Origin of the sequence: Serratia bockelmannii, assembly GCF_051803255.1 — a bacterium.
Lineage (GTDB): Bacteria > Pseudomonadota > Gammaproteobacteria > Enterobacterales > Enterobacteriaceae > Serratia > Serratia bockelmannii.
Map to the genome: position 1 here is coordinate 1,462,793 of NZ_CP196512.1, position 26,003 is coordinate 1,488,795.

Consider the following 26,003-nt stretch of genomic DNA (forward strand, 5'->3'; position numbering starts at 1 on the left):
ATTGGGCTAAAAAGAGGGGAAATACATGACCTCATTTGTCGATCTCGAGGTGTTTGTCCGCACGGTGGACGGCGGCAGTTTTTCCGCCGCGGCGCGCGCGCTGGACATGACGCCGGCGGCGGCCAGCATCGCGGTGAAAAGGCTGGAGCAGCAGCTGGGCGCGCGGCTGCTGGTGCGTTCCACCCGCAGCCTGAGGTTGACGGAGGAGGGCGCCCGCTATCTCGACAGCGCGCGCCTGGCGCTGGGCGCGTTGGCCGAAGGAGAGCAGGCGATCCGCGAGAAGCATCAGGGGCTGTCCGGGGTACTGCAGATTTCCGCGCCGTCGGATTTTGGCCGCAATTTGCTGCTCTGCTGGCTGGATGAGTTCCGCCTGCAGCACCCGCATATTCAGCTGCAGCTCCTGATCAACGATCGGCAGGCCGATCTGTTTCGCGAACCGGTGGACGTGGCGTTGCGTTTCGGGCCGTTGGCCGACTCTTCGCTGGTGGCGCTGCCCATTTTGCCGCAGCACCGGCGGCTGATCTGCGCCAGCCCCGATTACCTGCGGCGGCATGGCGCGCCGCAAACGCCGGCCGATCTGGTTCGGCACAGCATTCTGGTGTATCAGCCCAGCGGCAAACGACAGGTGGAATGGCGGCTATGGCGCGGTGAGGAACTGATCGAAGTGCCGTTGAACGGCAGCTATTTTACCGATGATGGCGAGGTGGCGCGGCGCTGGGCGCTGGCTGGCCACGGGGTGGTGCGCAAGTCGGCGATCGACGTGGTGGCCGACATTCGTGCCGGGCGGCTGGTGCAGCTGTTGCCGGAATGGCGCAGCGACGCGGTGCCGATCAATCTGGTCTGCCCGCATCGCTCGCAGGTGTCGGAACGCGTCAGGCAGCTGCAGCGCTTTTTACAGCAGCGCTGTCAGCGTTGGATGGACGATCACTTGGCCTGAAGGGTTTCGGTTTGCGCCGGCGTGGCGGCGGTATCCCCGGCAGGCGCGCTTTCTTCATGCGGGGTGGTGGAACGGGTGTAGATGTTCAGCCCGGCGAGGAATACGCCGCCCAGAGAACCGAAGGCGCACAGGGCGATGACGATGAGGAACGCTTTTTTCAGCATAGGAATAATTTCGCAGGTTGCTTGGAACAGCGGGAATTATAGCCCCTTCGCCGGGTGAAACAAGAATCGTTTTTAACGGCGGCCCGCAGACCGCCCTTTGTGATCACCGCCGTTCGCAGTCGATGGCCTGTACGTTGGCCGGGCGGGCGAACAGGTATTTTCCCAGCGTCACCAGCACCACCGCCGCCACGATGATCACCAGCGCCAGCCACTCGCGCGGCGCCAGCGATTCGCCGGCAAAGCCGATGCCGAGCAGCACCGCCACCACCGGGTTGACGTAGGCATAGCTGGTGGCGACCGCCGGGCGCACATTCTTCAACAAGAACATATAGGCGCTGATCGCCAGCATCGAGCCGAAGACAATCAAGTACCCGAGCGCCAGAAAGCCGCCGGTGCTCGGCATCTGAGCCAGGTGCTCGCCGCTCAGCCGGCTGGCGACCAATAACACCACGCCGGCGACCAGCATCTCCGCCGCGCCGGCCATCGGCCCGGCCGGCAGCGAGATGCGCGATCCCAATACCGAGCCAAAGGCCCAACTGGCCGACGCCAGCAAGATCAACAGCGCGCCGGTCGGGTTGCCCACCAGGTTGTTGCCGGTGTTGAGCAGCACGATGCCCACTAACCCGAGCGCAATACCGGCCCATTCCAGTTTGGTGTTGCGCATGCCCCACAGCAGGCTGAAGCAGAGGGTGAACAGCGGCACCGTCGCCACCATCACCGCGGCGATGCTGGACGGCACATGTTGGTGTTCCGCCACCGTCACCAGGCCGTTGCCTACCGCGAGCAACAGAATGCCAATGGCGCCGGCGGCCAGCCACTGCTTCGGCGTCGGCAGCGCGTGGCCGCGCCAGGCCAGGAAACTGAACAGCACGATGCCGGCAATCAGAAAGCGAATCCCGGCCATCATCAGCGGCGGCCACTGCGCGACGCCGAGGCGAATGACGAAATAGGTGGAACCCCAAACGATATATAACGTGAATAACGCCCCGATCAACGGCAGGACGCTACGGCTTTGTTGGCTAAGCATAGGGATGTGTTTTTGCAGGGATGATTATTATTAGAACGCTCAGTAAACCCGATTGGGCAACCGATAAGCAATGGCTTTCGGCATTATTTTTCCCGACTGCCGCAAGCCGTTCAGCTGTTCCGCCGCTTCCACTGCAGCCAACTGACGGCCGGCAGGTAAATCGACCAGCCGACGGCCAGCAACAGCAGCATGAACTCCGGCGGCACGCCGGGCAGTAACACGCCCAGCTTCCAGGAGACGGCGTAGGCGAAAGGACCGACGGCGGCGCCCAGCACCGCCAGCGGCCAGGGCGCCGCTCTGACCACGTCCAGCAGCCAATACCACCAGCAGCCGAAGCCGATCCACAGCGCGAGGGTCCAGAGCGGCAGGCCGTGTTGCCCGCTGTAGTGCAGCACGCCGCTGTAGCTCCATAGCCCATCCATGCCGATACCGCCCAGGGCAGCCAGAGCCGCGCCCTTACGGCGGGTGGCAGGGGTAAAGATCAGCGCCAGCGCCGCGCCGGCCAGCAGTAGGCCGTTGAGCCGATCGCGAGTCAGCAGCGCCAGCAGCCAGCAAACGCCCAGTCCCAGCGTCGCCAGCCAGAATCCGGCATGCGGCTTCTTCATCGTTCAACTCCCGTGGGGTTACTCTGCCGCTGCGCGCTTAGCGCCGACGGATTTGCCAAGCGGGCGCGAGGCCCGCTGTTTGCCTGAATGTTCGTTAATTCAACCTTAGAAGGGAAGGTGCGGGGTGCACAAGCAGAATAATCTGTACCGGTTGAAAACGTGGGCAAAAACCGGTGTTACAGGAGCGAAATCCGGTAGGCGCAGCGGCGCGAGCCGGCCAGAATGTGTTCGGCGCGCTCCACCTGCGCCTGCAGCACTTCGGTGAAGATACTCAGCTCCGCCCGGCAGAAGCCCTGGCAGACGGTGGCAGCGGCGCAAATCGGGCAGTGGTTTTCCACCAGCAGATAGGCACCGTCCTCCTCCTGGCGCCATTCGGCCATATACCCTTCGCGACAGCGGATCTCGGTCAGGCGCGCCACGCGCTCCTGCAGATCGGCGGCGCCAATCATCGCCTGCTTGTAGTTGATGCGGTTTTCCTGCTCGCGGGTTTCGATCAGCACGTCGAGCGCCTGTTCGCCCAGCTTGTCGCGCACGGTGCGCAGCAGCTGAACCGTCAGGTCCGCATGGGTATCGGGAAAGCGCGCATTGCCGGCCGAGGTCAAATGCCACAGCTGTACCGGGCGGCCTACGCCGCGCGTTTCCGCCACCGCTTCGACCAGCCCCTCTTTCGCCAGCTTGACGAACTGCTGGCGGGCCGCCTCACCGGTGGTGCCGAGCACCTTTCCTGCGTCAGAAGCTTGCTGCGGGCCGCGGGTTTTCAATAGCGTCAGCAAGCGGTCACTGACCGATTGTGCGGTCTTTCCGCTATTTTCCAAGTTTATTCTTGACATATTTCTCCGCCTCGCCCTAACTTATTCCAAGATAACTCTTGTTAAATTTAACGCAATCTTATGATCAACTCAATGCCATTCCTCTGAAAACAGGACGACAACCGTGATAACCCATGACGATAGCCGCTGGAGCGACCTTTTCTCTGGCAAAAATGCGGCCAGTGCGATCGCGCTCTCGCTCGGCGTGGCGCTGCATGCCATCAATATTCTGGTCGCCACCACCATCTTGCCCTCGGTGGTGCAGGATATCGGCGGGCTGGATCTCTATGCCTGGAACACCACGCTGTTCGTGGTGGCGTCTATCCTCGGCTCCGCGCTGTCGGCCCGCTTGCTCAGCGGCTACGGTGCGCGCAGCGCCTATCTGGTGGCTTCGCTGTTCTTCATCGCCGGGGCGGCGCTGTGCGCGCTGGCGCCGAGCATGCCGGTGATGCTGATCGGCCGCACGGTGCAGGGCTTTGGTGGCGGGCTGATCTTTGCGCTCTCCTACGCGATGATCAATCTGGTATTCGAGCAGCGGCTGTGGCCGCGCGCCATGGCGCTCATCTCGGCGATGTGGGGCATCGCCACCCTGGTGGGGCCGGCGGTAGGCGGTATTTTCGCCGAACTGAACGCCTGGCGCTGGGCCTTCGGCATTCTGCTGCCGATCATGGCGCTGTACGCCGCGTTTACCTTCCTGATCCTGCCCAAGGGCAAAGCGCAGCAGGCGGCCGCACCGTTGCCGACCGCACAGCTGCTGTTGCTGACCGTGGCGGTGCTGGTGGTGTCCGCCGGCAGCCTGGCGCACAGTGCCTGGATCAACCTGGCGGGCATCGCGCTCTCGCTGGTGCTGATGGCCTGGTTGCTGAAGCGCGAAGCGCACTCGCGCGCCCGCCTGTTGCCGCACGGCGCACTGCGGCGCGGCTCATCGCTGGCGGCGTTGTACATCACGACCGCGTTGCTGGTGATCGGCATGACCAGCGAAATCTTCGTGCCTTATTTCCTGCAGCTGCTGCACGGCCAGTCGCCGCTGATCTCCGGCTATATCGCCGCCGCTATGGCCGCCGGTTGGACGTTGTCCGAGATCCTCAGCTCCGGCTGGCGCGGAGCGGGCATTCGCCGGGCGATCGTCAGCGGGCCGCTGTTCGTGCTGGTGGGCTTGCTGGCGCTGGCGATCCTGATGCCGATGCCGTCCGGCGGCCACTGGCAGGCGTTGGCGCCGATCGTCATTGCGCTGTTGCTGGTGGGATTCGGCATCGGCTTCGGTTGGCCGCACCTGCTGACGCGCATTTTGCAGGTGGCGCCTGAAGCGGACAAAGATATCGCCGGCGCTTCAATTACCACGGTGCAGCTGTTCGCCACCGCATTCGGTGCGGCGCTGGCCGGGATGATCGCCAACCTGGCGGGGCTGAACGATCCGGGTGGCGCGACGGGCGCGGCATCGGCGGCGCGTTGGCTGTTCCTGGCGTTCGCGCTGGCGCCGCTGCTGGCGGTATTCAGCGCCTGGCGCTGCGCGGCGATCGCGCCGCCGGGGGCCGAGACGGGCAATTTTGTACAAAACCCGCCCTCGCGCGAGTGCTAGAATGCCTCTCATTCAGCGGAGGTAGGCAAGATGAAGGCGGAAGGCATAGCGCGCAAAGCATCCCGGGAGCAGGCCCATTTTATGCACGTCGACGATCTTGGCGGGCTGGAAGTGCTGCAGGCCACCTACCGCCGCCAAACCTTCTCGCGCCACAGCCATGAAGGCTTCTGCGTGGGCGTCATCGACGATGGCGCCCAGCGCTTCTACCGCACCGGCGGCGAACACGTGGCGCCGCTGGGCAGCATCATTCTGGTCAACGCCGACGATATTCATACTGGCAGTTCCGCCACCGAAGAGGGCTGGTCGTATCAGGCGATGTACCCGGCGCCGGAGCTACTGGCCTTTTTATCGCGCGATCTGAAAACCGGCGCCGGCGCGACGCCTTATTTTCCCAACCCGGTGGTGCACGACGTCGGCCTGGCTGGCCAGTTGCGCATGGCGTTCAGCCTGCTGCGCAGCGATGAGAACCGGCTGATGAAGGAGACCATGGTGTTCTCGGCGCTGACCTGGCTGATGCTGCGGCACGGCAAAAGCCGTATCGATCCTGCGCCGCAGAGCCGGGCGCAAAGCCAAGTGGCGCGGGTGAAAGCCTTTCTCGACGATTTCCCCGAGGCGGACATTTCGCTGCTGGAGCTGGCGGATCGCGTGGCGCTCAGTCCTTATTACCTGCTGCGGCAGTTTCAGCAGGCCACCGGCCTGCCGCCGCACGCCTATCAAATTCAGGCGCGGCTGCGCAAGGCGCGCGGCATGCTGAAGGCCGGCAACAGCGTGCTGGACAGTGCGTTGAGCTGCGGCTTTCACGATCAAAGCCATTTCCACCGCCATTTTCGCAAGTCGATGGGCGTCACGCCGGGCGACTACGTCAAATCGCTGAAATAGCCGGGCAATCGGGTGCAATACCCGTGTACGCCTGCGCCGTAAGCTGGCTTCTTCAACTCAAGGAGAAGCCCATGACTGATTCAATCCCCCTCATCACGCCGCCCTCCGCCCGCCTGCGCCCCGCGCTGCAGGGCGGGGTGGCTATCTTGCCGCTGTGCCTGGCGGTGGTGCCGTGGGGAGTACTGGCGGGCTCGATGGCCCTGCAAAGTGGCCTGACGCCGGCGCAGGGGCTGGGCATGTCGGCCATCGTGTTCGCCGGGGCGTCGCAGTTGGTGGCGATGGGCATGATCAAGGGCAGCGCCGGGCTGCTGGCGATCCTGCTGTCGACCTTTTTCGTCACCGCCCAGCATTTTCTTTACGCGCTGCGGCTGCGGGAGCGTATCGCGCCGCTGCCGTTGCGCTGGCGGCTGGCGCTGGGATTCTTGCTCACCGATGAACTGTTCGCGCTGACCGGCGAACAGACGCCGGCGCGTTTCAACCGCTGGTATGCGCTGGGCGCCGGGCTGACCTTTTACCTGTGCTGGTTTCTCTCCACGCTGCTTGGCATCGTGGCCGCCGGCAGCGCCGGCGATCTGGACGGTTACGGGTTGGATTTCTCCATCGCCGCCACCTTTATCGCCATCGTGGTGCCGCTGGTGCGCAGCCTGCCGGTGTTGGCCTGCGTGCTGACCGCACTGCTGCTTTCCATCGTGTTGCACCATTTCCAGACGCCGGGCGCATTGGTGATCGCCACCGTGGCGGCGATGCTGGTCGGGCTGCTGTGCAGCGGGGGGCGCCGATGATCTGGCTGACGATCGTTTTGATGGGGCTGGTGGTGTTTTTCAACCGCTACTGTTTTCTGGCGCCCGGGTTGCCGCTGCGTCTGTCGCCGCGCGTTAAAACCCTGCTGAGCTTTTCCGTGCCGGCGGTGCTGACGGCGATCTGCGGGCCGATTGTCGCCTTCAGCGGCGACCAGCTGCGCGCCGCGCCGGATAACCCTTACCTGTGGGGGGCGGTGTTTGCGGTGATACTGGCGTTCTTTCTACGCAATATGCTGGCGGTGGTGTTGCTGAGCATGCTGATTTTCATCGCGCTGCGCGGCATTTTTTAAAATTCGCTTGCCATATCTCTAATTTGAGATTATTTCTCTTTTATGAGATTTTTTAGGCGAGGTATGAGCGGTGGATAATGGTTTGGAGACGGCCGACCTGAGGTTGGCGCAGCGGCTGGCGGATTTGCGCCAGCAGCGGGCGTGGTCGCTGGAGGAGTTGGCGCAGCGCACCGGCCTTAGCCGGGCGACGCTCTCGCGGGTGGAGCGCGCCGAAACCAGCCCGACGGCGTCGCTGCTGAACCGACTGTGCGCCGCCTACGGGTTGACCATGTCGCGCCTGCTGAGCGAAATCGAAGACGAACCGCCGGAGCTGCTGCGGCCGCCGCAACAGCCGGTGTGGGTCGATCGGGCCAGCGGTTTTCACCGTCGCTCCGTTTCCCCGCCCGGCGCATTGTATAAGGCCGAGTTTATCGAAGCCCGGCTGGATGCCGGCGCGCAGATCGATTACGACCTGCCGTCGATTCCAGCGCTGGAGCATCACCTCTGGCTGTTGTCCGGGCAGCTGGAATTGACCCTGGAAGGGCGCGTTTTCCGGCTGTCGCCCGGCGACTGCCTGCGCTACCGCCTGTTCGGCGCCTCCCGTTTCCATGTCCCCGGCGATGAGCCGGCCCATTACACGCTCGTTATCTGCAGGCCATAGCCATGATTGAATTGCAACAGTGGGACGCCGATGCGGCGCAAAGTGCCATGGCCGAGTTGGCCGAGATGCTGCACGCCAGCGTGGCGCACGGCGCCAGCATCGGTTTTGTCATGCCCTTTACGTTGGAACAGGCGCAGGCGTTTTGGCTGGGGCTGCTGCCGGCCCTGGTGCGGGGAGAGCGTGCGATGCTGGTGGCGCTCGAGAACGGTCGGCCGGTCGGCACCGTGCAACTGCTGTTGGCGATGCCGGACAACGGCCGTCACCGGGCGGAAGTGGTCAAGCTGATGGTGCATCCGCAGGCGCGGCGGCAGGGCATCGCCCGGCTGTTGATGCAGGAAGTGCAGGCGCTGGCGGCGCGTCATCGGCGCAGCCTGTTGGTGCTGGATACCCTGAGCGGCAGCGCGGCGCAGGGATTGTACCGTCAATTGGGGTTCGAGGCGGCGGGCGATATCCCGCAATACGCCCGCGCCAGCGATGGCGGGGCGTTGGAGGCCACCTGCTATATGTACAAACTGCTGTGAGGCTTCGGATACTATTAAGTGAAGTCGATAGCCCAGACGCATTGGCACTGATGGCGGAATTGTCGGTGCAACTGGCTGAGATCACCGGCGATAGCGGTACATCCTCGTTTGATCCTGCTTCTATAGAAGCGGATGGAGGTTGTTTTATGTTGGTACGCAATGCTGCCGATGAAGCCGTAGCTTGTGGAGCGCTGCGTCGATTAACGTCGGGCGTTGCAGAGTTAAAACGAATGTATGTACGTGAGCCTGGCAATGGTATTGGTCGTAAATTATTGCATGCTCTGGAACAGCAGGCTCGATGGTTGGGGTATCGACAACTGTGGCTGGAAACCCGAAGAGTCAACCTGCGTGCCATCAAATTTTATCTGGCTCAGGGGTATCGGGTACGCGAGAACTATGGCCGTTATCGAGGTAACGCGCAGGCGGTCTGTTTCGAAAAAGTTCTGTAATGATGTTGCAAGCTCCTATAACCATTTGACATTGAAGATCCGTGCCTTGCTGCTTAGGTTACGGCTAGATTAAATCACAGAGCGGATGCCGCTACGATTTTTGTCCACAAATTAACCTTCTTTTGATGTTGGGTTGAACATATCAAAATCAGGCAATTACACAACTTTATGTACAGGCTCAAAAATATCGCGACCGCGACTTGCAGTCGCTAAAATAGAAGAACCCCATGCAAAAACGTGGGGTTCGTCAGCAGCCTGGGCGTTCAAAGAGCGCCAATCGACCCTACATAGTCACTCGGTGGCTACTTTTTATTTGTATTAGCTCAGATTCCAATCTCTTTTTGAACCCATGCTCGCGCCTTTTTTACCGTCTCTAATGGGGGCGCTTTTTCAGGGTCTTGTTCTGCTTCGATAATTATCCACCCCTTATAGTTTGAATTTTTGAGGAAATTAATTACTGGTATGTAATTAACGATGCCATCTCCTGGAACTGTGAACAAGCCGGTCCTCACAGCATCATTAAAGCTCATGTCGTTGTTAATAACATTGTCTAACACATCACCACGGACATCCTTCATATGGATGTGGGCAACACGGTTGCCATAATTTTCAAGTACCCAACCTATGTCCACACCAGCAACTGTTGCATGGCCGCAATCCAGTACGATACCCACTAAATCATCGGTTGCTTCCAGAAATGCTTTCAGTTCATCGTTGGTTTCGACCACCATCATCAAATGGTGATGATAAGCGAGACGCAAGCCGTAAATTTTCTGTAGTGAGGCAGCCAGGTTATTCACCCTTTGCGCGTATTGCTCTAGACTGATGTTCTCCAGGGTTGGAGAAAGCGATAATGGTTCATCTAATGGCGCACTACCCGGCATGCCTCCGCATTCACCATAAACCATGACTTTCGCACCAAGCGACTTCAGAAGTAATGCGTGATCGTGAACGGCTTCAAGCTCCTCATCAAAGCTACGTTCAGCAAGGAATCCGTTATACCAGCCGGATGCCAGTTTGAGTTTTGCATCGGAAAGAATCGGCTGGAGTTTGTTAATCGTTCTGGGGAATTTACGTCCCAACTCAATCCCTTCATAGCCGGCAGCAGCGGCTTCTTCTAAGCAGGTTTCCAGTGGAATATCACCACCAAGATCTTCAAGCACGTCATTCGTCCAAGACAGTGGGCTCACGCCAACACGAATACGCTTTGATAAGTTCATAACTCTATCCTTCAAAATAAAAAGCACCGCTTCCGATGACCTGAGAAGCGATGCTAAGTAAGTTCTCAGAGGTTCTGAAGAACGTCAGACATTACAGGGAGAACGCTTCGCGGAAAGCTTCCAACGCCACCACAGAATCACCAGATGCCCAACCTTCAAGCGCGACTACACCGTGGTAGTTGATGCCCTGGAGAGCGCGGGCAACGGCTTTGTAGTTGATCTCACCTGTACCAGGCTCTTTACGACCAGGCACGTCAGCAACCTGGATTTCACCAATGTGCTTTTCGCTTTTCTGGATCAGTTCGATCAGATTACCTTCACCGATTTGCGCGTGATAAATATCGAGGTTCATTTTCAGGTATGGGCTGTTAACCGCAGTAACCAGCGCCAGAGTGTCCTCCGCTTTCGCGAAAGGTGTTCCCGGATGGTCAACGGCAGTATTCAGGTTTTCCAGTGTGAAAACCTTACCCGCCTTTTCGCCCAAAGCAGCAAGCGCATCCAGTGTTTCTTTTGCCTTCAGCCACATCGCACCGGTTACAACTTCAACGGGTTTTACGGGCAAACCCACGTTGTTCAGACCTGTCCCATGCAGGTTCAGATTTAGGCAGCCGAGGCGACGAGCAACTTCAATCGACTCTTTGGCGCTAGAGAGCAGCTGAGCAATCTCTTCGTCATCAGTCAGGTTGCCTGAGATATAGCCGGTCATCGAAGTAATACGGGCACCGGTTTTTACCAGTGCATCGATGTCTTTCTTGGTCCAGTCCCATATTTCAACGCCGAAGCCCATAGCGTGAATGCGTTCTACACGCTCAATAAATGGCAGGTCGAGAAACACCATTTCAGCGCAGACGGACAATGAGTAGTTAGACATGTGTAATCCTTAGAGAGTGATCGGCTGGGACTGTTGAACGGAAGCGATACATGCCAAAGCGATTTCCAGCGCATTACGTGCATCTTCGCCTGTTGCTTTCGGGGCTTCACCAGTAGCCACACAACGAACGAAGTCTGTCAGCTCTGCCACATAAGCGTCACGTAGCAGATCGGTATCACGACGAGCCGTTTCGATAGAAATGCCGTCAGCAGTGTAACGCACACAGTTGTTCACGTTGATGTTGCCAGCCTGAAGCATGCCTTTACTGCCGAACACTTCTCCACGGACATCGTAGCCATACACGGCCTGGAAGTTGGCTTCAGCAGTGGCGATCGCGCCGTTATCAAAACGGATATTTACTACGGCGGTGTCCAGCAATCCGCGATCTTTAAAATCCGGACGTACTAACGCATCGGCTACAGCATAAACCTGAGTTGGTTTTGCGCCTGGGTTCAGGTGCAGCAGGATGTCGAAGTCGTGGATCAGGGTTTCCAGGAAAATTGTCCAGTGTGGGATGGGGGTAGGATCGCCCAAGCCTGGGTCGCGCGTGGTTGAGCGTAACAGTTGAGGCACGCCAATTTTACCCGCCTTGATTTCTTCATAAGCGGCAGCGAAACCACTTACGAAACGACGGTTGAAGCCAACCTGTAATGCAACACCGGCTTCTTTAGCTGCGTTGATGGCTTTATCCGCTTCTTCCAGCGTCACCGCCATTGGCTTCTCACAGAACACGCCTTTACCTGCTTTTGCTGCTGCCACAACTAGCTCAGCGTGAGTTCGCGCTGGAGATGCGATGACGACTGCGTCGATCTCGGGGTCACTCAGCATCGCCTGCGGATCGGTATAGGATTTTTGTGCGCCCAGTTTAGCAGCCAGTTTCTCGGCTGCGCCTGGAACGGGATCGGCCACTGCAACCAAGGTTGCGCCTGGAATACGTTGAGCGACTGTCTCACCATGGAAACTGCCCATACGACCTGCGCCAATCAGACCAACGCGCACAATATTTTTAATAGACATGAAACTCTCCTCAATATGTAGGGTACTTACGGTTTACTTTTGCGATACAGATTCTGGTGTGATGAGCGGTTGCTGCTTATGGCCAAAACGACGAGATTTGGAAAGCATCAGTGGTTCGATGTGCTCCAGCGATACCCCTTTGGTTTCGGGCAGAAAACGGCCAACGAACCAGAAAGCAATGACGCTGAATCCACCACATAACAGCAGCGGGAAGGCGCCGTGGAAGTGCTCCACCAGTGCTGGACTGCGGTTCATCATTGGGAAGCTTTGCGTCACGATGAAGTTAGATACCCAAAGAGAACAGAAGGCGTAGCCCATCGCGACTGCGCGCATACGGTTCGGGAAAATCTCAGAAATCAGCAGCCACGCACCAAGGCTCCATGACAGGCCAAAGACAAAGATGAAGCCCACTAATCCCACCACCGGCAGAAAGCCTTTGGTTTCTTTCATAAATGCCCAGGAAGTGAAGAACAAAAAGGCAGCGCATCCCAGAGCACCCCAGCGCAGTAAAGGAATACGGCCCACGCGGTCAAAGGCAACAAGCGCGATGCTCACACCGGCTAACAGCGCCACACCGAGAAAAATACTCTGGAATAACGAGTCTTGTGTGCTACCAGTGACGTTTTGCAGAAGAGACGGCGCAAAATACATCAGGATATTGATACCGGAAACCTGTTGAAGCACGGCGATGGCACAGCCAATCCATAAGATGTAGGAAGCTTTTTTATCTTTCAGAATGCCGCGCTGATTTGGTTCACCGGACGAAGCTGAATCAGCAGCAATGGAACTGCGGATTTTGGTATACAGGCGCTCAGCATGTGCGGCGTTAGAAAGAGAGGTCAGCACTTTCAGTGATTTCTCTTTCTTGTTATGCATTGCATACCAGCGGGGTGATTCCGGCATAAAGAAGACCATAACGAGGAACAGCACGCAGGGAACCAGTGCAGATGCCAGCATCCAGCGCCAGCCCATAGACACAATCCATTCATGAGCAGCACCTTTGGAGATCAGGTAGTTCACCACATACACCACCAACTGGCCGCTCACCATCAGCATTTGCTGCATGCCTAACATGCGCCCGCGCAGATCTTTGGGAGACACTTCTGCAATGTAGAGTGGTGTAACGGCAGAGGCCATCCCTACAGCCAGCCCGCCAATCATGCGATAAACAACGAACCAGGTCAGATCAGTTGCTAAAGCCGCACCGATGGCTGAAATGGCAAACAGTACAGCGGTGATGATCAGTGTTGCTTTACGGCCAATACGGTCAGTGAGGCGTCCGACCCCCCAGGCACCGATAACACATCCAAAAATTACGTTAGAAACAGCCCAACCACTTTCCGCTGGCGTGAGTGATAAATGTTCGGTCAGAGGATCAATAACGCCTGAAATGACGGAGGCGTCATAGCCGAGGATGATCCCGCTAACTGAAGCGATTGCACAGATGAATATCAGGTAAGGTACATTGTGTTTTCGTGTAGACATTTCATTACCTCTCCACGTTGGTCTTTTTAAGTTTTAGTCTTTGTAGGTAAGACGTATCTGCTTAGCAATGGGTGTGCCAAGTCGCATTTATCTGTTTTAAAAGGAAATAAAAAAAGATATCGATCACAAAGTGTTTATAAAAAAGACATGTCTCCATAAAGTGCCTATAGAATGAACATGTTCAAAATCAGGTGGAATGAAATTTATGAACCATATTCACGAGAAGGCCTGGAACGAGGAATGGGGGCTGCTTGCTAAGCTGAACCATGAACAGGGGTTTGCCGAGTACATTGAAGAGCTGGGATTGGCCTGGAAAGCTTTCCAACAGGGTGATACGCCCCAAGGCTTGCGTTCGGCTATTCACGCTTCATGGTTACGCAGCCACACCGAAAACATTGATGCGTATTGCTTTGAATACCAGTTCTGCGATGAAGGCGAACTTCGCAGAATAATGGCGCGTAATGTGCTGTTAATCTCAATCGCGCGGGACATCATGCGTAATCTACTTGCCTACAACCCCGATGGACACATCAATCTGACCGATGCCAATGGCGTGACACTGCATTATTGTGGCCAGGATTTAACGCCAGTAGGCAGTATTCTTAGCGAGGCTATATCAGGTACTAATTGCACCGGTCGCTGCCTGAAAGAGAACAAGCTGGTCTATATGCTGAGCGCAGAAAACTATAAAGAAGCGCTGCGCGTTCGAGGGAAGCACTGCGCGGCAGCCCCCATCAGGGATGAAAACGGCGTCATGCTGGGCGTTCTGACGTTGACTGCCAATCCTGGGTATTTTCACTACCACACATTGGGGACGGTTCAGGCCGCTGCCGAAGCCATTTCACAGCAGTTGATTTTGCGTCATCTGGTCAATGAGCAGGAGTCGGTGATGGAATCGCTCAATGAAGGGGTGTTGGTCGTCAGCGAGCAAGGCACGATTCGACAGTTAAACCGCTATGCCCGCCAGGTATTGGACATACAAGAAGATGTTCGCTTCCGTGATGTTGATGACGTCTTGCTGCCCGAAAACTGCTCATTGAAGGAGCTGACAGCCTGCAAAGATCGCAACATCACACTTTGCCCAGGCCCTGATTCGCGCATCTCATGCGTGATCTCGGTTGTCGTCATGCCGGAAGGTGGTCGCGTCATTTCAATGCGAGATAACCGACGCGTGCGTGATATGACGCGTCGCGTTATTGGCAGCAGCGCCAGTTACAACTTTGACATGATTCTCGGCCAGTCACGAGTGATGCAGGACACACGCAACAAAGCGCGTAACGCTGGGCGCAGTGACAGTACAGTGCTTCTGACGGGTGAGAGCGGCACGGGCAAGGAGCTATTTGCTCAGTCCATCCATAATGGAAGCAATCGCAATACCGGTCCATTCCTGGCTGTTAACTGCGGTGCAATTCCGCGCGATCTGGTGCAAAGCGAATTGTTTGGCTACGAGGATGGTGCGTTTACTGGCTCCAGACGTGGTGGGGCTGCCGGAAAGTTTGAACTGGCAGATGGGGGAACGCTTTTCCTCGATGAAATCGGCGATATGCCTCTCGATGCACAGGCAAGCCTGTTACGAGTCTTGCAAGAGGGTGAAGTGATGCGTATCGGCGGTAAGCGGCCGCTGAAAGTGAATGTGCGAATTGTTGCCGCAACCAACCGCGATTTGAAAAGAGATATTGAGCATGGCTCATTCCGGCGTGACCTCTATTTTCGCCTGAACGTGATCAACCTGCCTATTCCGCCATTGCGTGCAAGAAAAGAAGATATCAAAGAGCTAGCTGACTGGTTCTGTGAAAAAATTTGTCGCGCACTCAATCGTGAACGCGCACTATTTTCCGGTTCGGCGTTGCAGTTGATGGAAAACTACGACTGGCCCGGAAATGTGCGTGAACTGGAAAATATCGTTGAGCGAACAATTAATCTGACCGATACGAACGATATCCGGGCCAAGGATCTCCCTGAGGAGCTTCGTCTGCCCACCAATTTTGATTTAGGCATACCACGCGAGAACGCAAAAAGTTTTAATCTGAAGGATGGCGAGAAGGCGCTAATCGAGCTCTGCCTGATGGACAAACAGGGCAACATGCGCCAAGTTGCCATCGCGCTCAATCTCTCACGCGGTGCGTTGTATAACAAGATGAAGCGATATGGGATTGAACCCAGTGATTACCGCAGGTTGAACCATGAAATCTGAACCAGAGGTAACCGGCCGCTCAATATGGGCAGTCTGTTTTCCTCACTTGCTGTTTGCTTCGCCTAACCATGGCCGATTTCTCACATTTCTGGTACCCGCAACTCAAAATTTGAGCATCCGTATTTCTTCATGTTCATGCCGCCGAACTAACGTCCCCATTGGTTCGGCGGCATGCGCCGTTAATCCTTTTTTGACAAAATATTAGGTTATATGGAGCATTCCTCCCTATTCCTGAATCAGCGCCCGTGCCAGGCTTTGATTGCCTGTTGGCGCACCTGCAGCTTCTGCTGTGGCGTCAGCTTGTTGTAGTCGCGGGCCAGGCCGCTTTCCCAATCGCCGTACAGCGGGTTGGGCAGCACGATGAATTCGGTGCCGAACTTGTTCTGGTTCTCGCTGACGAACGCCCGGCGCTGCGCATTATCCTGGTGGTAAGTCGCGGCGCCGAAGTCGTTCAGGTTGTCGCCCGCGTACACCACGATGTCATAGCCGGCTTGTTTGATGGCGTCGAAGCGCGCCTGCTTATTGGAAGTGTCGGTACTGAGCAAGACGGTCTTTTCCGACATGCCGGTGAAGCCGAGCTTCTGCATGTTGGCCACCGTGGCAGCGTATTCGCTCTGCTTGCGGTTCGAGACGTAGAACATTGTTCCCTGATGAGCGTTAACGTAGAGGGCGAACGACACGGCACCCGGCACCGCGCCGGCCTGTTCGGCCTGCGTCCACCGGGCCCAGGTGGCGCCGTCGTACGGCTGGCCCTGCTGCGCCTGCCAGCCGGAGTAGGCGCTGTTGTCCAGCAGGGTTTCATCCAGATCGACCACCACCGCCTTTTTGCGGCCCGGTGCGGCCTTGGCCTGATCGAAGGCGCGCTGCGCGCTGTTGAACGCCTGATGCGCCAGCGCCTGGTATTCACCGGACTGTTGGAACCAGTTCACCGCCAGCACCGACTGATCCGCCAGCTGCTGCTGGGCCTGAGCGTCGGTATACGGCGGCTGCGCGCAACCGGCCAGCGTCAGCAGCGCGACGCCAACTGCCGCGCCAAGGGTGAGTTTCCTTGCCTGTTTTCCTGCCATCGTTCTCTCTCTCGGTTTTAGTCTTGTGGGCTGTCCAGCAGCATATCCATCTCGAACTGGCGCAGGGGCTCCTGACGCCAGCCAAGATGCGTAAAGAAGGGGGCGGCCACCTCGGGCACAAAGACGTTGGCGGTCAGCGGCAAAGGGGCGAACTGCGCTTGCAGGGCGGCCAGCAAGGCGCGGGCATGCCCCTGACCGCGGTGCTGCGGGGGCACGTAGATCAGGCGCAGCCAGCAGTGCTCGGCGCCGGGCATCACCACGGCGTAGGCCTGACGATTGAGCGTATAGGCTCGCGGTGTGCCCGGCAGCTTGAACAGCGATTCGGGGGCAATCAGCCAGGGTAGGTCGGTGGCGCCTTCCGCCGTCAGGCGATGGCTGACGGTCAACGGATCGACCGCCTGCAGCACCGCCGTGCCTGGCGGCACTTCCGCCGGCGCCTGGTGGCCGGTCAGGGTGCGCACGATGCGCAGTCCGGCGCGATGGTACAGCGCCAGCGCGGCTTCGTTGCCTTCGATTACTTCCAGCGACAGCCGATGGTCGCTGCGCTGACGGGCATCCGCCACCACCCGCTGCATCAGCGCCTTACCCAGCCCCTGACCGCGCATCTCGGGGCGTATGGAAAAGGCCGCGACCCGGCTGTGTCGGCCGCGACGGGCGATCAGCGCCACCGCCACCGGTTCCTGGCGATGGGTGACGATCAGGCTGTCGTTCAGGCTGAGGTCTTCGGCGCCGAAGCGGGCGGCGAAGGTCGGCCCGTCGAGCACGAAGCGTACAATGTAGTTTTCAAAACAGTGGGTGAGGATATTGGCCAGCTCGTCGCTGCTGTAGCGCACGGCGTTGTGGAAGTCGAAGCGTCCGTCGTTGTGCATGGCTGATTCCGCTCGGGGGAAAGCTATACATGTAGACCCGTTTGTTTTGCAAGGCAAGCGGGGGGATTCGTTGGCGGGGAAAATAAAAACAAAAAAGCCGGACGCAGCCGCCCGGCGAAATAAAACTCTGGGTATCAAGTGACGCTAAAGTTTGCAGTGGTGGTTATTCATTCATCACATCAGAACTGGTAGGTCAGGGCGAGAACAACGACGTCGTCGTTTTTCAGACCCAGCTTGTTGTCGTCATCGAGCTGGTTGATTTTATATTCGACATAAGTGGACATGTTTTTGTTGAAGTAATAGGTCGCCGCCACGTCGAAATATTTCACCAGATCGACATCGCCGATGCCTTCAATATCTTTGCCTTTCTGCTGAACGTAACCCAGCGATGGGCGCAGACCGAAGTCGAACTGATATTGCGCGACCAATTCAATCCCTTCCGCTTTATTGGCGAAGCCGCTAACGGAGGTCGAATTGTTATTGATGGTGGCGGTGCCGGAAATAGGCGCAATATTGCGGCTCTGCGAATAAGTCGCGGCCAGGTAGACGTTGTTGTTGTCGTATTTCAGACCACCGGCCCAGATATCGGCCTTGTCGCCTTTACCGAAGGTGCCCGCTTTTTGCGTGGCGGTGCGGTTGGAAGAGGCATAGGCGGCACCCACGCTCAGACCGTCGATGATTTCGTAGCTGGAGGAGAGGCCCCAACCGTCGCCGTTCGCCTTGCTGGCGGAGCGGCCGTCGTTTTCGTTCTTGCCCTGGTACTGCACGGCAAATTTCAGGCCGTCAACCAGACCGAAGAAGTTGTTATTACGGTAGGTGGCGACGCCGTTGGTGCGGCCGTTCATGAAGTTGTCGGTCTTGATATAAGCATCGTCGCCGAATTCAGGGATCATATCCGTCCAGGCGCCGACGTCGTAAATGATGCCGTAGTTGCGGCCGTAGTCAAAGGAGCCGAGATCCTTATATTTCAGACCGGCGAAGCCCAGACGCGTTTTGGTGTCTTTAGTGCCGTCGGATTCAGTATGGTTGGCGGCGATCTGATATTCCCACTGGCCGTAGCCGGTCAGCATATCGTTAATCTGAGTCGCGCCTTTAAAGCCGATGCGGACGTAAGTTTTATCACCGTCGTTGCCGGCATCATCGGAGAAATAATGCAGGGCTTTTACACGGCCGTAAAAATCGAGCTTGTTGCCGTCTTTATTGTAGATTTCTGCTGCCTGTGCCGCTTGCGCAAGTAAAAGTGCCGGAATAATAACGGCCAGAAGATTACGTTTCATGGGTTACCCTGCTTTATTCGATTGAAAGACGCTTATCATCAGTTGCATTGCTGTTTCACTGTGCCGCCTGATTGTTGGCGGCGGAGAATTTTTACCGTAGTAATGTGATCCATTTATGACAAAAAATTCATTTTCATGTCGAACGATTAAAAAAGTCGCGCAAAGGGTGAATTTTTTCTTCAGCCGACGGTCGGCGGCTGGTCTACAGTTATCGATACCTTGTTCCGCTGCGGGAGGAATCATGCACGATACTTATACTTTGTTCGGCACGCAGGGTTGCGGTTCGACGATCGTGGCCGCCGCGTTGGCGTTGACCGCGTTCCCCTGGGGCTATGAGGAGGTGGACTACACGCAGGACGGCCCGGAGCGCGATCGCCTGCTGGCGCTAAACCCGCTGGGCCAGGTGCCTACCTTGGTGTTGCCCAATGACGAAGTGATGACGGAGAGCGCGGCGATTATCCTGCTGCTGCACGATCGCGCACCGCATGCTGAACTGGCGCCGCCCGGCGGCTCGCCGCTGTTGCCTCGTTTTCTGCGCTGGCTGCTGTTCATTAACGCGGAGATTTACCCCACCTTCACCTATGCCGACCATCCGCAGCGCTGGCAGCCGCAGGCGGCGGGGGCGGAGCAGCTGAAAAATGCGGTGATGGATTATCGCGAGCGTTTATTGCAGCAGCTGAACGCCGCCGCCGGCGCAGCGGGCCCGTGGTTTCTCGGCAAGAGCTTCAGCGCGTTGGATCTGTACGTGGCGGTGATGTGCAACTGGCGGCCGGGCCGCGCATGGTTCCGGCAGCACTGCCCGCGGCTGTACGCCATCGCCGAACGGGTAGAGCAGCGGCCGGAGCTGAATGCGTTGCTGAGCGCCCATTTCGACGGCGTTGCCCCACTGGAATCGTGAAACCTCCCCGCCGTCCGGCGGGGAACCCTCCCGTTTTTCTGAATCGAGACTGCCGAAAATCCCGATTTTCACTCGCTGCGGCGGCGGGTAGCGTAAGGCTATCCGCAACTGACAGGAGAGTGTGATGCCATCAGAATCCCAGGCCGGGCAACAGGCGTTCGGCGATATTGCCCCCAAGCTGGCGCAGCTCAGCGACAACATATTGTTTGACGATGTCTGGCAGCGGCCAGAGCTGAGCCCGCGCGAGCGCAGCCTGATCACCGTCGCCGCGCTGGTGGCGCTCAACCGCGTGGAACAGCTGCCGTTTCACCTGCAGCTGGCGCAGCGCAACGGCGTGGCGCGTCAGCAACTGGCCGAGCTCATCACCCATCTGGCGTTCTACGCCGGCTGGCCTGCAGCGGCATCGGCCGTGGCGCGCCTGCGCGAGCTGGAACCGGAGGCGCCCCATGCCGTTTAGCCGCATCGCCCTGCATCAGGGCAAATCCGCTGACTACCTGCAAACCTTGTCCGACAGCCTGCATCAGGCGCTGGTAGAGGCGTTCGAGGTGCCGCCGACGGACAAATTTCAGGTGATCGATCAATACCGCCCCGGTGAGCTTATCTACGATCGCGACTATCTCGGCGGGCCGCGCAGCGCGGATTTCGTGCTGTTTTACATCACCGCCGGGCGGCCGCGCGACAGCGACACCAAGCGGCGTTTCTACCGACGGCTGGCGGCGTTGCTGATGGAAAAGCTGCGGCTGAACCCCGAGGATGTGATGGTGGTGATCGCCACCACCCAGTTGGACGAGTGGTCGTTCGGCGGTGGTCGCGTCTCGATGATCGAGCCGCAGGCGTAACTCGGGCTGACGTCGCCGGCGGTCTGTGGGACAATAGCGCTATCATTTCGTTTAGATAAGAGTTGAATGGCGCTCTCCTCCGCAGTTAAAGATCAGATTGGCCAGTGGTACAAAGCCCTGCAGCAGCAAATACCGGATTTCATTTCCCGCGCGCCCCAGCGTCAGATGATCGCCGAGGTGGCGAAGACGTTGGCCGGTGACTACCCGCGCCATCTGGCGATCGAGGCGCCGACCGGCGTCGGTAAAACGCTGTCTTATCTGATCCCGGGCATCGCCGTCGGGCGGGCGGAGAGCAAGCCGCTGGTGGTGAGCACCGCCAACGTGGCGCTACAGGACCAGATCTACAGCAAAGATTTGCCGCTGCTGAAGAAGATTATCCCCGATCTGAAATTTACCGGTGCCTTTGGCCGCGGGCGTTACGTCTGCCCGCGTAACCTGGCGGCGATGAGCACCGACGTCAGTCAACAGGGCGATCTGACGCTGTTCCTCGACGACGAACTGGCGCCGTCCAGCGGCGAAGAGCAGGCGCTGTGCCAGAAACTGACCAAGGCGTTGGCTCGCTTCGAGTGGGACGGGCTGCGCGATCACTATCAGCAGAGCATCGACGATCCGCTGTGGGCCAAGCTGAGCACCGACAAGGCCAATTGCCTGGGGCGCAACTGCCACTACATTCGCGAATGCCCGTTCTATATTGCCCGCAAAGAGATCGAGAGCGCCGACGTGGTGGTGGCCAATCACGCGCTGGTGATGGCGGCGCTGGAGACGGAATCGGTGCTGCCGAACCCGAAAGAGCTGCTGCTGGTGCTGGACGAAGGCCATCATTTGCCTGAGGTGGCGCGCGACGCGCTGGAGATCGACGGGGAAATCACCGCGCTGTCGACCAACCTGCAGTTGGACATGATCGTGCGCCAGGTCGAGCAGTGCATGACGCAGTACCGGCCGAAGAATCCGCCGGGGCTGGCCAACAGCGAACGGCTGAAAAACCATTGCGAGGAGCTGCGCGAGCTGGTGCAGATCTTCGAGCATCAGGTCAGCGCCTACCTGCCCGGCGATAGCGTGGCGGCCGAGCACCGTTTTGAAATGGGCGAGCTGCCCGCGGAGATGGTGGAGAGCTGCGCACGGCTGTTTAAAATGACCGATGCATTACGCGGGCTGGCGGAGTTCGTGCTTAACGATCTTACCGAGCAGACCGGCAAGCACGACATCGTGCGTCTGCATCGCGCGATCATTCAGATGAGCCGCACGCTGGGCTATCTGGAGGCGATGAGCAAGCTGTGGCGGCTGGCGGCGCTCGACAAGTCGTCCAACGCGCCGATCTCCAAATGGGTCACGCGCGAGCTGCGCGATAACGTTACCCATCTGTATTTGCACTGCGTCGGCATCCGCGTCAGCGACCAGCTGGAGAAGCTGCTGTGGCGCAAGGTGCCGCACGTGGTGGTCACCTCGGCCACGCTGCGTTCACTGAACAGCTTCGCGCGTTTGCAGGAGATGAGCGGGCTGAGCGAGAAGGCCGGCGATCGCTTCGAAACGCTCTCTTCGCCGTTCAATCACGTCGAACAGGGCAAAATTGTCATTCCGCAGATGCGCTATGAACCGGCGCTCGCCAACGAGGCGGAGCACCTCGAGGAGATGGCGCGGTTTTTCCGCGCCGAGCAGGCGAGCGGCAAGCACAAAGGCATGCTGATCCTGTTCAGCAGCCACCGGGCGATGCAGACTTTCCTCAGCTACGTGACCGATCTGCGGCTGATGCTGCTGGTGCAGGGCGACCAGCCGCGCTACCGGCTGGTGGAAGAGCACCGCAAGCGGGTGGAGAAGGGCGTCGCCAGCGTGCTGGTGGGGCTGCAATCGTTCGCCGAAGGGCTGGATCTGAAAGGCGAACTGCTGACCCAGGTGCATATTCACAAAATCGCGTTCCCGCCGATCGACAGCCCGGTGATCATCACCGAAGGCGAGTGGCTGAAATCACTGAAGCGCTATCCGTTCGAAGTGCAGAGCCTGCCGAGCGCCTCGTTCAACCTGATCCAGCAGGTCGGCCGACTGATCCGCAGTAACCAATGCTACGGCGAGATCGTGATCTACGATCGCCGGCTGTTGACCAAAAACTACGGTTCGCGGCTGTTGGCATCGCTGCCGGTGTTCCCGATTGAGCAGCGCGCGGTGCCGGAGGCCGACAAGGCGCATCTGGCGGCGCTGAAATCCGCCGCCGACGCGGCCAAAAAAGAGAAGAAGCGCGGCAACCCGTTCGCCCGCAAACGGCGGCGTTGATCAGAGCAGCGGCGGCAGGCGGCGCTTGACCGGCGTGGTTTTCACGATCGAGGTGTTGCTCTGCGCATGCTCGGCCAGCCGATCGAGGGTATGGTCGAGCTGTTCCATCGAGTGCGCCACCAGCCGCACGATAAAGCAGTCTTCGCCGGTCACCTTATCGCATTCGACCACTTCCGGGATCGCCTGAATCAGCTGCTCGACCTTCTTCAGCATGCCCGGCAGCGGCTTGATGCGCACCAGCGACTCGAAGGCATAGCCTACCGCCTGCAGATTGACGTTCAGGGTATAACCCTGGATCACGCCGCTTTCCTCCAGCCGCCGCAGTCTTTCCGACGTGCTCGGCGACGACAGCCCCACCTGCGCGCTCAGCGTCTTCAACGATGCACGCGCATCTTCCGCCAGAATGGTCAGGATTTGGCGATCGATATCATCCATAACGCCTCCGTTAGGTATTTTCTTTATTATAGCTGCGAGAAAAAGGCAGTTAAGCATATCTGCCTTTTTTATGCTATGGAAAGCCGCCCCGCGAAGCCGCAAGCTATGTCTCTGGGCAAGCTTCGAGGAACGCAGAATGAATGCAGAGATAAAACGCGGATCGCTGGAGATGGCGGCGGCGATGTTGATTTCCGGCTCTATCGGCTGGTTTGTGTTGATGTCAGGCCAGCCGGTTATCAACGTGGTGTTTTGGCGCTGCGCGGTAGGCGCGCTGGTGCTGCTGGCGGTGTGCGGCGTACTGGGGCAGCTGCGACGCGATGCGCTGACGCGCGCCACGCTGCTGCTGGCGATCGCCGGCGGCGTCGCGCTGGTGATCAACTGGCTGCTGCTGTTTGCCGCCTATTCCTATGCCTCTATTTCCATCGCCACCGCGGTGTATAACACCCAGCCGTTTATGCTGGTGGGGCTGGGGGCGCTGTTTTTGGGGGAACGGCTGACCGCCCGCAAGCTGCTGTGGCTGGGGCTGGCGTTCGGCGGCATGATGCTGGTGGTGCTGGCGCAGCCGCGGCAGGCGGGGGAGCAGAGCCATTATCTGGCGGGCATCGCGCTGGCGCTCGGCGCGGCGTTTTTCTACGCCCTGATGGCGCTGGCGGCCAAGCGGCTGAAGGGCACGCCGCCGCATCTCATTGCGCTGATCCAGGTGACGGTAGGGGCGATGATGCTGTTGCCGCTGGTGGATTTCCATGTTTCGGCCAGCGTTGGGCAGTGGGGGATGCTGGCGACGCTCGGCGTGCTGCACACCGGCCTGATGTACGTGTTGATGTACGGTGCGCTGCAGAAGCTGCCCACCAACCTGATCGGCTCGCTGTCGTTTATCTACCCGATCGCCGCCATGTTGGTGGATCGCCTGGCGTTTGGCCACCGCCTGTCGGCGTGGCAGCTGCTGGGTGCGGCGATCATCCTGCTGGCGGCGGCGGGCATGAACCTGCTGGGCGATCGGCGAGCGCGACTGCTGCCGGCCTCGGACGGCCGGCGCGCCGGCTGATGCTCAGTTCGGTTTTTTCAGCCGGCGCCATAAGGTGGTGCGGCTGATCCCGAGCAACCGGGCGGCGGCGGCGTGGTCGCCTCCGCACCGCGCCAGGGCTTCGTGGGCGGAGATGGGCGCCGCCTGCGTCTCGGGCGGCGTGACCGCCGCCAGCTCCGGCAACAGCCACTGCAGCGTTTCACCGCTCGGCGCTGCGCCGGTGCTCAGCATCAGCGCTACCCGTTCCATCATGTTGCGCAGTTCGCGCAGGTTGCCGGGCCAGGCGTAATGGCTTAGCGCGGCGTAACAGCCGGCCAGGGCGGTGCGCAGCGGCTCCGTCAGCGGCACATCGAGCGCCGCCAGCGACTGTTTCAGAAAGTGTTCCGCCAGCATCGCAATATCGTCGCCGCGCGCCCGCAATGGCGGCAGCTGCAGCCGCAGGGCGCTCAGGCGATAAAACAGATCGGCGCGAAAACCGCCCCGTTGAATCGCCTGCTCCAGGCGGGTGTGGGTGGCGCTGATGACGCGAAAGTCGACCGTTACCGGCTGTTGCCCGCCCACCCGGGTGATAGTTTTCTCTTCCAGCGCGCGCAGCAGTCGCGTTTGCAGGTGCAGCGGCATTTCGCCGATCTCATCCAGAAACAGAGTGCCGCCGTTGGCGGTTTCCAGCAGCCCGCGCCGGCCGCCGCGCCGTGATCCGGTGAAGGCGCCTTCCTCATAGCCGAACAGTTCCGCCTCCAGCAGCGATTCGGCGATGGCGCCGCAGTTGATGGCGACGAACGGCGGCGTCGCCCCCCTGGACGGTGCGCCGCGCCGGGAAAAGTATTCGCGGTGGATTGCCTGCGCCGCCAGCTCTTTGCCAGTGCCGGTTTCTCCTTCAATTAATACCGCCGCCGGCGAGCGGGCGTACAGCATGATGGTGCGCCGGGTCTGCTCCATCTGCGGGGAGTCGCCCTGCAAATCGCCCAGCCCATAGCGTGGCTGCAGGGTATCGCGTGCGGCGTAATCGCCGCCGCGTTTGCCGCCGCTCAGCATCAGGCGCGTTACGTCCAGCGCATCGCTGAAGGCGGCGCGCAGGGTGGCGGCGGAATAGAGAAAAATGGCGGTGAGCCCGGCCTCTTCCGCCAGATCGCTGATGAGGCCGGCGCCGACCACCGCCTGAATACCGGCGGCTTTCAGCTCGGCGATCTGGCCGCGGGCGTCCTCTTCGGTGACGTAACTGCGCTGTTCCAGCGGCAGATCGAAGGTTTGCTGGAACTCCATCAGTGCGGGCAAAGGCGTTTTATAGGTGATGACGCCGATCCGATCGGCGGTTCTGCGCGCCTTGCTCAGCGCCTGCAGCAGGTCGAAGCCGCCGGGCTTGACCAGGATGACCGGCACCGACAGGCGACTTTTCAGGTAGGCGCCGTTGGAGCCGGCGGCGATGATGGCGTCGCACGGTTCGGTCGCCAGGCGTGCGCGGATGTGCTGCACCGCCTCCTCGAAGCCGAGACGGATCGGGGTGATGGTCGCCAGATGGTCGAACTCGAGGCTGATGTCCCGGAACAGATCGAACAGGCGGGTGATGGAGACAGTCCAGATCACCGGTTTGTCCGGCGCGCGGGATGGCGTGATGTGATCGCTCATGGTGGGTTACCGAATGGAAGTGGCTGCATTAGGTGTAGCCCGGTTTCAGTTATGTTTCAAATTTACTGTGTGAAACAACGATTGAAACGTTAACTGAAACGTTTTTTATCCCTTTGCCAGGCCAATGGCGCTGAATATGTTGTAACTCACTTATTTTTATCGTTTTTAATTTTTCCCCTCACCGAAGTGAAACCTGGCCCGCCTCTTGCTCTGTCT

Annotated in this window: 27 protein-coding genes; 14 read left to right on the plus strand and 13 right to left on the minus strand. The window is 59.1% G+C overall.

Going from position 1 to position 26,003, the window contains the following annotated elements; all coding sequences use genetic code 11:
- Window positions 1-25: 25 nt before the first annotated feature.
- The gene (locus ACSJLU_RS07050; RefSeq protein WP_025302047.1) at window positions 26-937 is read left to right on the plus strand and encodes a LysR family transcriptional regulator; all 912 of its coding nucleotides are present in this window, start codon (window positions 26-28) and stop codon (window positions 935-937) included.
- Here the strand turns inward: ACSJLU_RS07050 and ACSJLU_RS07055 are convergent.
- From ACSJLU_RS07055 to ACSJLU_RS07070, 4 genes are all read right to left on the minus strand, one after another.
- Window positions 925-1,101 (minus strand): hypothetical protein, encoded by a 177-nt coding sequence (locus ACSJLU_RS07055; RefSeq protein WP_162837922.1) that lies wholly within the window; start codon window positions 1,099-1,101, stop codon window positions 925-927. The two genes, ACSJLU_RS07050 and ACSJLU_RS07055, sit on opposite strands and share 13 nt — an antisense overlap.
- Before the next feature lie 103 nt (window positions 1,102-1,204).
- The gene (gene yedA / locus ACSJLU_RS07060; RefSeq protein ID WP_439041070.1) at window positions 1,205-2,128 is read right to left on the minus strand and encodes a drug/metabolite exporter YedA; all 924 of its coding nucleotides are present in this window, start codon (window positions 2,126-2,128) and stop codon (window positions 1,205-1,207) included.
- Between the two features lie 110 nt (window positions 2,129-2,238).
- Window positions 2,239-2,733 (minus strand): DUF2878 domain-containing protein, encoded by a 495-nt coding sequence (locus tag ACSJLU_RS07065; RefSeq protein ID WP_025302049.1) that lies wholly within the window; start codon window positions 2,731-2,733, stop codon window positions 2,239-2,241.
- Between the two features lie 176 nt (window positions 2,734-2,909).
- On the minus strand, window positions 2,910-3,563 hold the full coding sequence (locus tag ACSJLU_RS07070) for a helix-turn-helix transcriptional regulator (RefSeq protein WP_025302050.1): 654 nt from the start codon (window positions 3,561-3,563) through the stop codon (window positions 2,910-2,912).
- Window positions 3,564-3,666: 103 nt separating this feature from the next.
- On the opposite strand from ACSJLU_RS07070, the gene ACSJLU_RS07075 reads away from it, so the two are divergent.
- The 7 genes from ACSJLU_RS07075 to ACSJLU_RS07105 all read left to right on the plus strand — a co-directional run bounded on the left by ACSJLU_RS07075 (window position 3,667) and on the right by ACSJLU_RS07105 (window position 8,700).
- Window positions 3,667-5,121 (plus strand): MFS transporter, encoded by a 1,455-nt coding sequence (locus ACSJLU_RS07075; protein WP_025302051.1) that lies wholly within the window; start codon window positions 3,667-3,669, stop codon window positions 5,119-5,121.
- Window positions 5,122-5,151: 30 nt separating this feature from the next.
- The gene (locus ACSJLU_RS07080) at window positions 5,152-6,000 is read left to right on the plus strand and encodes a helix-turn-helix transcriptional regulator (protein ID WP_025302052.1); all 849 of its coding nucleotides are present in this window, start codon (window positions 5,152-5,154) and stop codon (window positions 5,998-6,000) included.
- A 71-nt stretch (window positions 6,001-6,071) separates the two neighbouring features.
- Entirely contained in the window at window positions 6,072-6,782 is a 711-nt protein-coding gene (locus tag ACSJLU_RS07085) for an AzlC family ABC transporter permease (RefSeq protein ID WP_043137025.1), read from the plus strand.
- Window positions 6,779-7,090 carry an AzlD domain-containing protein gene (locus ACSJLU_RS07090; protein WP_043137027.1) on the plus strand — a complete coding sequence of 104 codons (312 nt, stop codon included), beginning with the start codon at window positions 6,779-6,781 and terminating at the stop codon, window positions 7,088-7,090. The genes ACSJLU_RS07085 and ACSJLU_RS07090 overlap by 4 nt, the downstream gene beginning before the upstream one ends.
- A gap of 70 nt (window positions 7,091-7,160) precedes the next feature.
- Window positions 7,161-7,730 (plus strand): helix-turn-helix domain-containing protein, encoded by a 570-nt coding sequence (locus tag ACSJLU_RS07095; RefSeq protein WP_060432694.1) that lies wholly within the window; start codon window positions 7,161-7,163, stop codon window positions 7,728-7,730.
- A 2-nt stretch (window positions 7,731-7,732) separates the two neighbouring features.
- Window positions 7,733-8,251 (plus strand): GNAT family N-acetyltransferase, encoded by a 519-nt coding sequence (locus ACSJLU_RS07100; protein ID WP_043137032.1) that lies wholly within the window; start codon window positions 7,733-7,735, stop codon window positions 8,249-8,251.
- A gap of 65 nt (window positions 8,252-8,316) precedes the next feature.
- The gene (locus tag ACSJLU_RS07105) at window positions 8,317-8,700 is read left to right on the plus strand and encodes a GNAT family N-acetyltransferase (protein ID WP_314727669.1); all 384 of its coding nucleotides are present in this window, start codon (window positions 8,317-8,319) and stop codon (window positions 8,698-8,700) included.
- Window positions 8,701-9,023: 323 nt separating this feature from the next.
- Here ACSJLU_RS07105 and iolE read toward each other — a convergent pair whose 3' ends face one another.
- The 4 genes from iolE to ACSJLU_RS07125 all read right to left on the minus strand — a co-directional run bounded on the left by iolE (window position 9,024) and on the right by ACSJLU_RS07125 (window position 13,293).
- Window positions 9,024-9,920 carry a myo-inosose-2 dehydratase gene (iolE, locus tag ACSJLU_RS07110; protein WP_049210261.1) on the minus strand — a complete coding sequence of 299 codons (897 nt, stop codon included), beginning with the start codon at window positions 9,918-9,920 and terminating at the stop codon, window positions 9,024-9,026.
- Window positions 9,921-10,011: 91 nt separating this feature from the next.
- Entirely contained in the window at window positions 10,012-10,791 is a 780-nt protein-coding gene (locus ACSJLU_RS07115) for a TIM barrel protein (RefSeq protein ID WP_049208908.1), read from the minus strand.
- 9 nt (window positions 10,792-10,800) lie between these two features.
- On the minus strand, window positions 10,801-11,808 hold the full coding sequence (locus ACSJLU_RS07120) for a Gfo/Idh/MocA family oxidoreductase (RefSeq protein ID WP_048795070.1): 1,008 nt from the start codon (window positions 11,806-11,808) through the stop codon (window positions 10,801-10,803).
- 33 nt (window positions 11,809-11,841) lie between these two features.
- Window positions 11,842-13,293 carry a sugar porter family MFS transporter gene (locus ACSJLU_RS07125; protein ID WP_380825815.1) on the minus strand — a complete coding sequence of 484 codons (1,452 nt, stop codon included), beginning with the start codon at window positions 13,291-13,293 and terminating at the stop codon, window positions 11,842-11,844.
- A gap of 205 nt (window positions 13,294-13,498) precedes the next feature.
- Here ACSJLU_RS07125 and ACSJLU_RS07130 point away from each other — a divergent pair, with 205 nt between their 5' ends.
- Complete coding sequence (locus ACSJLU_RS07130; protein WP_053089865.1) at window positions 13,499-15,487, plus strand: sigma-54 interaction domain-containing protein; 1,989 nt, start codon at window positions 13,499-13,501, stop codon at window positions 15,485-15,487.
- Between the two features lie 236 nt (window positions 15,488-15,723).
- On the opposite strand, the gene ACSJLU_RS07135 is transcribed toward ACSJLU_RS07130, so the two are convergent.
- From ACSJLU_RS07135 to ompC, 3 genes are all read right to left on the minus strand, one after another.
- Window positions 15,724-16,554 (minus strand): 5'-nucleotidase, lipoprotein e(P4) family, encoded by an 831-nt coding sequence (locus tag ACSJLU_RS07135; RefSeq protein WP_197822195.1) that lies wholly within the window; start codon window positions 16,552-16,554, stop codon window positions 15,724-15,726.
- 17 nt (window positions 16,555-16,571) lie between these two features.
- Window positions 16,572-17,423 (minus strand): GNAT family N-acetyltransferase, encoded by an 852-nt coding sequence (locus ACSJLU_RS07140; RefSeq protein WP_127146413.1) that lies wholly within the window; start codon window positions 17,421-17,423, stop codon window positions 16,572-16,574.
- Window positions 17,424-17,602: 179 nt separating this feature from the next.
- The gene (gene ompC, locus ACSJLU_RS07145) at window positions 17,603-18,700 is read right to left on the minus strand and encodes a porin OmpC (RefSeq protein WP_025302059.1); all 1,098 of its coding nucleotides are present in this window, start codon (window positions 18,698-18,700) and stop codon (window positions 17,603-17,605) included.
- Window positions 18,701-18,941: 241 nt separating this feature from the next.
- Here ompC and ACSJLU_RS07150 point away from each other — a divergent pair, with 241 nt between their 5' ends.
- The 4 genes from ACSJLU_RS07150 to dinG all read left to right on the plus strand — a co-directional run bounded on the left by ACSJLU_RS07150 (window position 18,942) and on the right by dinG (window position 22,702).
- Entirely contained in the window at window positions 18,942-19,598 is a 657-nt protein-coding gene (locus ACSJLU_RS07150) for a glutathione S-transferase family protein (RefSeq protein WP_025302060.1), read from the plus strand.
- A 124-nt stretch (window positions 19,599-19,722) separates the two neighbouring features.
- Entirely contained in the window at window positions 19,723-20,055 is a 333-nt protein-coding gene (locus ACSJLU_RS07155) for a carboxymuconolactone decarboxylase family protein (protein WP_025302061.1), read from the plus strand.
- Window positions 20,045-20,437, plus strand: a complete 393-nt coding sequence (locus ACSJLU_RS07160; protein WP_089195663.1) for a tautomerase family protein — start codon at window positions 20,045-20,047, stop codon at window positions 20,435-20,437. Before ACSJLU_RS07155 ends, ACSJLU_RS07160 begins: the two co-directional genes overlap by 11 nt.
- 66 nt (window positions 20,438-20,503) lie before the next feature.
- On the plus strand, window positions 20,504-22,702 hold the full coding sequence (gene dinG, locus ACSJLU_RS07165) for an ATP-dependent DNA helicase DinG (protein WP_380825824.1): 2,199 nt from the start codon (window positions 20,504-20,506) through the stop codon (window positions 22,700-22,702).
- On the opposite strand, the gene ACSJLU_RS07170 is transcribed toward dinG, so the two are convergent.
- Window positions 22,703-23,137: an Lrp/AsnC family transcriptional regulator gene (locus tag ACSJLU_RS07170; RefSeq protein WP_025302064.1), complete on the minus strand. Its 435-nt coding sequence runs from the start codon at window positions 23,135-23,137 to the stop codon at window positions 22,703-22,705.
- A gap of 136 nt (window positions 23,138-23,273) precedes the next feature.
- Here ACSJLU_RS07170 and ACSJLU_RS07175 point away from each other — a divergent pair, with 136 nt between their 5' ends.
- Complete coding sequence (locus tag ACSJLU_RS07175; protein ID WP_147822961.1) at window positions 23,274-24,182, plus strand: DMT family transporter; 909 nt, start codon at window positions 23,274-23,276, stop codon at window positions 24,180-24,182.
- A gap of 3 nt (window positions 24,183-24,185) precedes the next feature.
- Here ACSJLU_RS07175 and prpR read toward each other — a convergent pair whose 3' ends face one another.
- Entirely contained in the window at window positions 24,186-25,787 is a 1,602-nt protein-coding gene (gene prpR, locus ACSJLU_RS07180) for a propionate catabolism operon regulatory protein PrpR (protein WP_025302066.1), read from the minus strand.
- Window positions 25,788-26,003 lie beyond the last annotated feature (216 nt).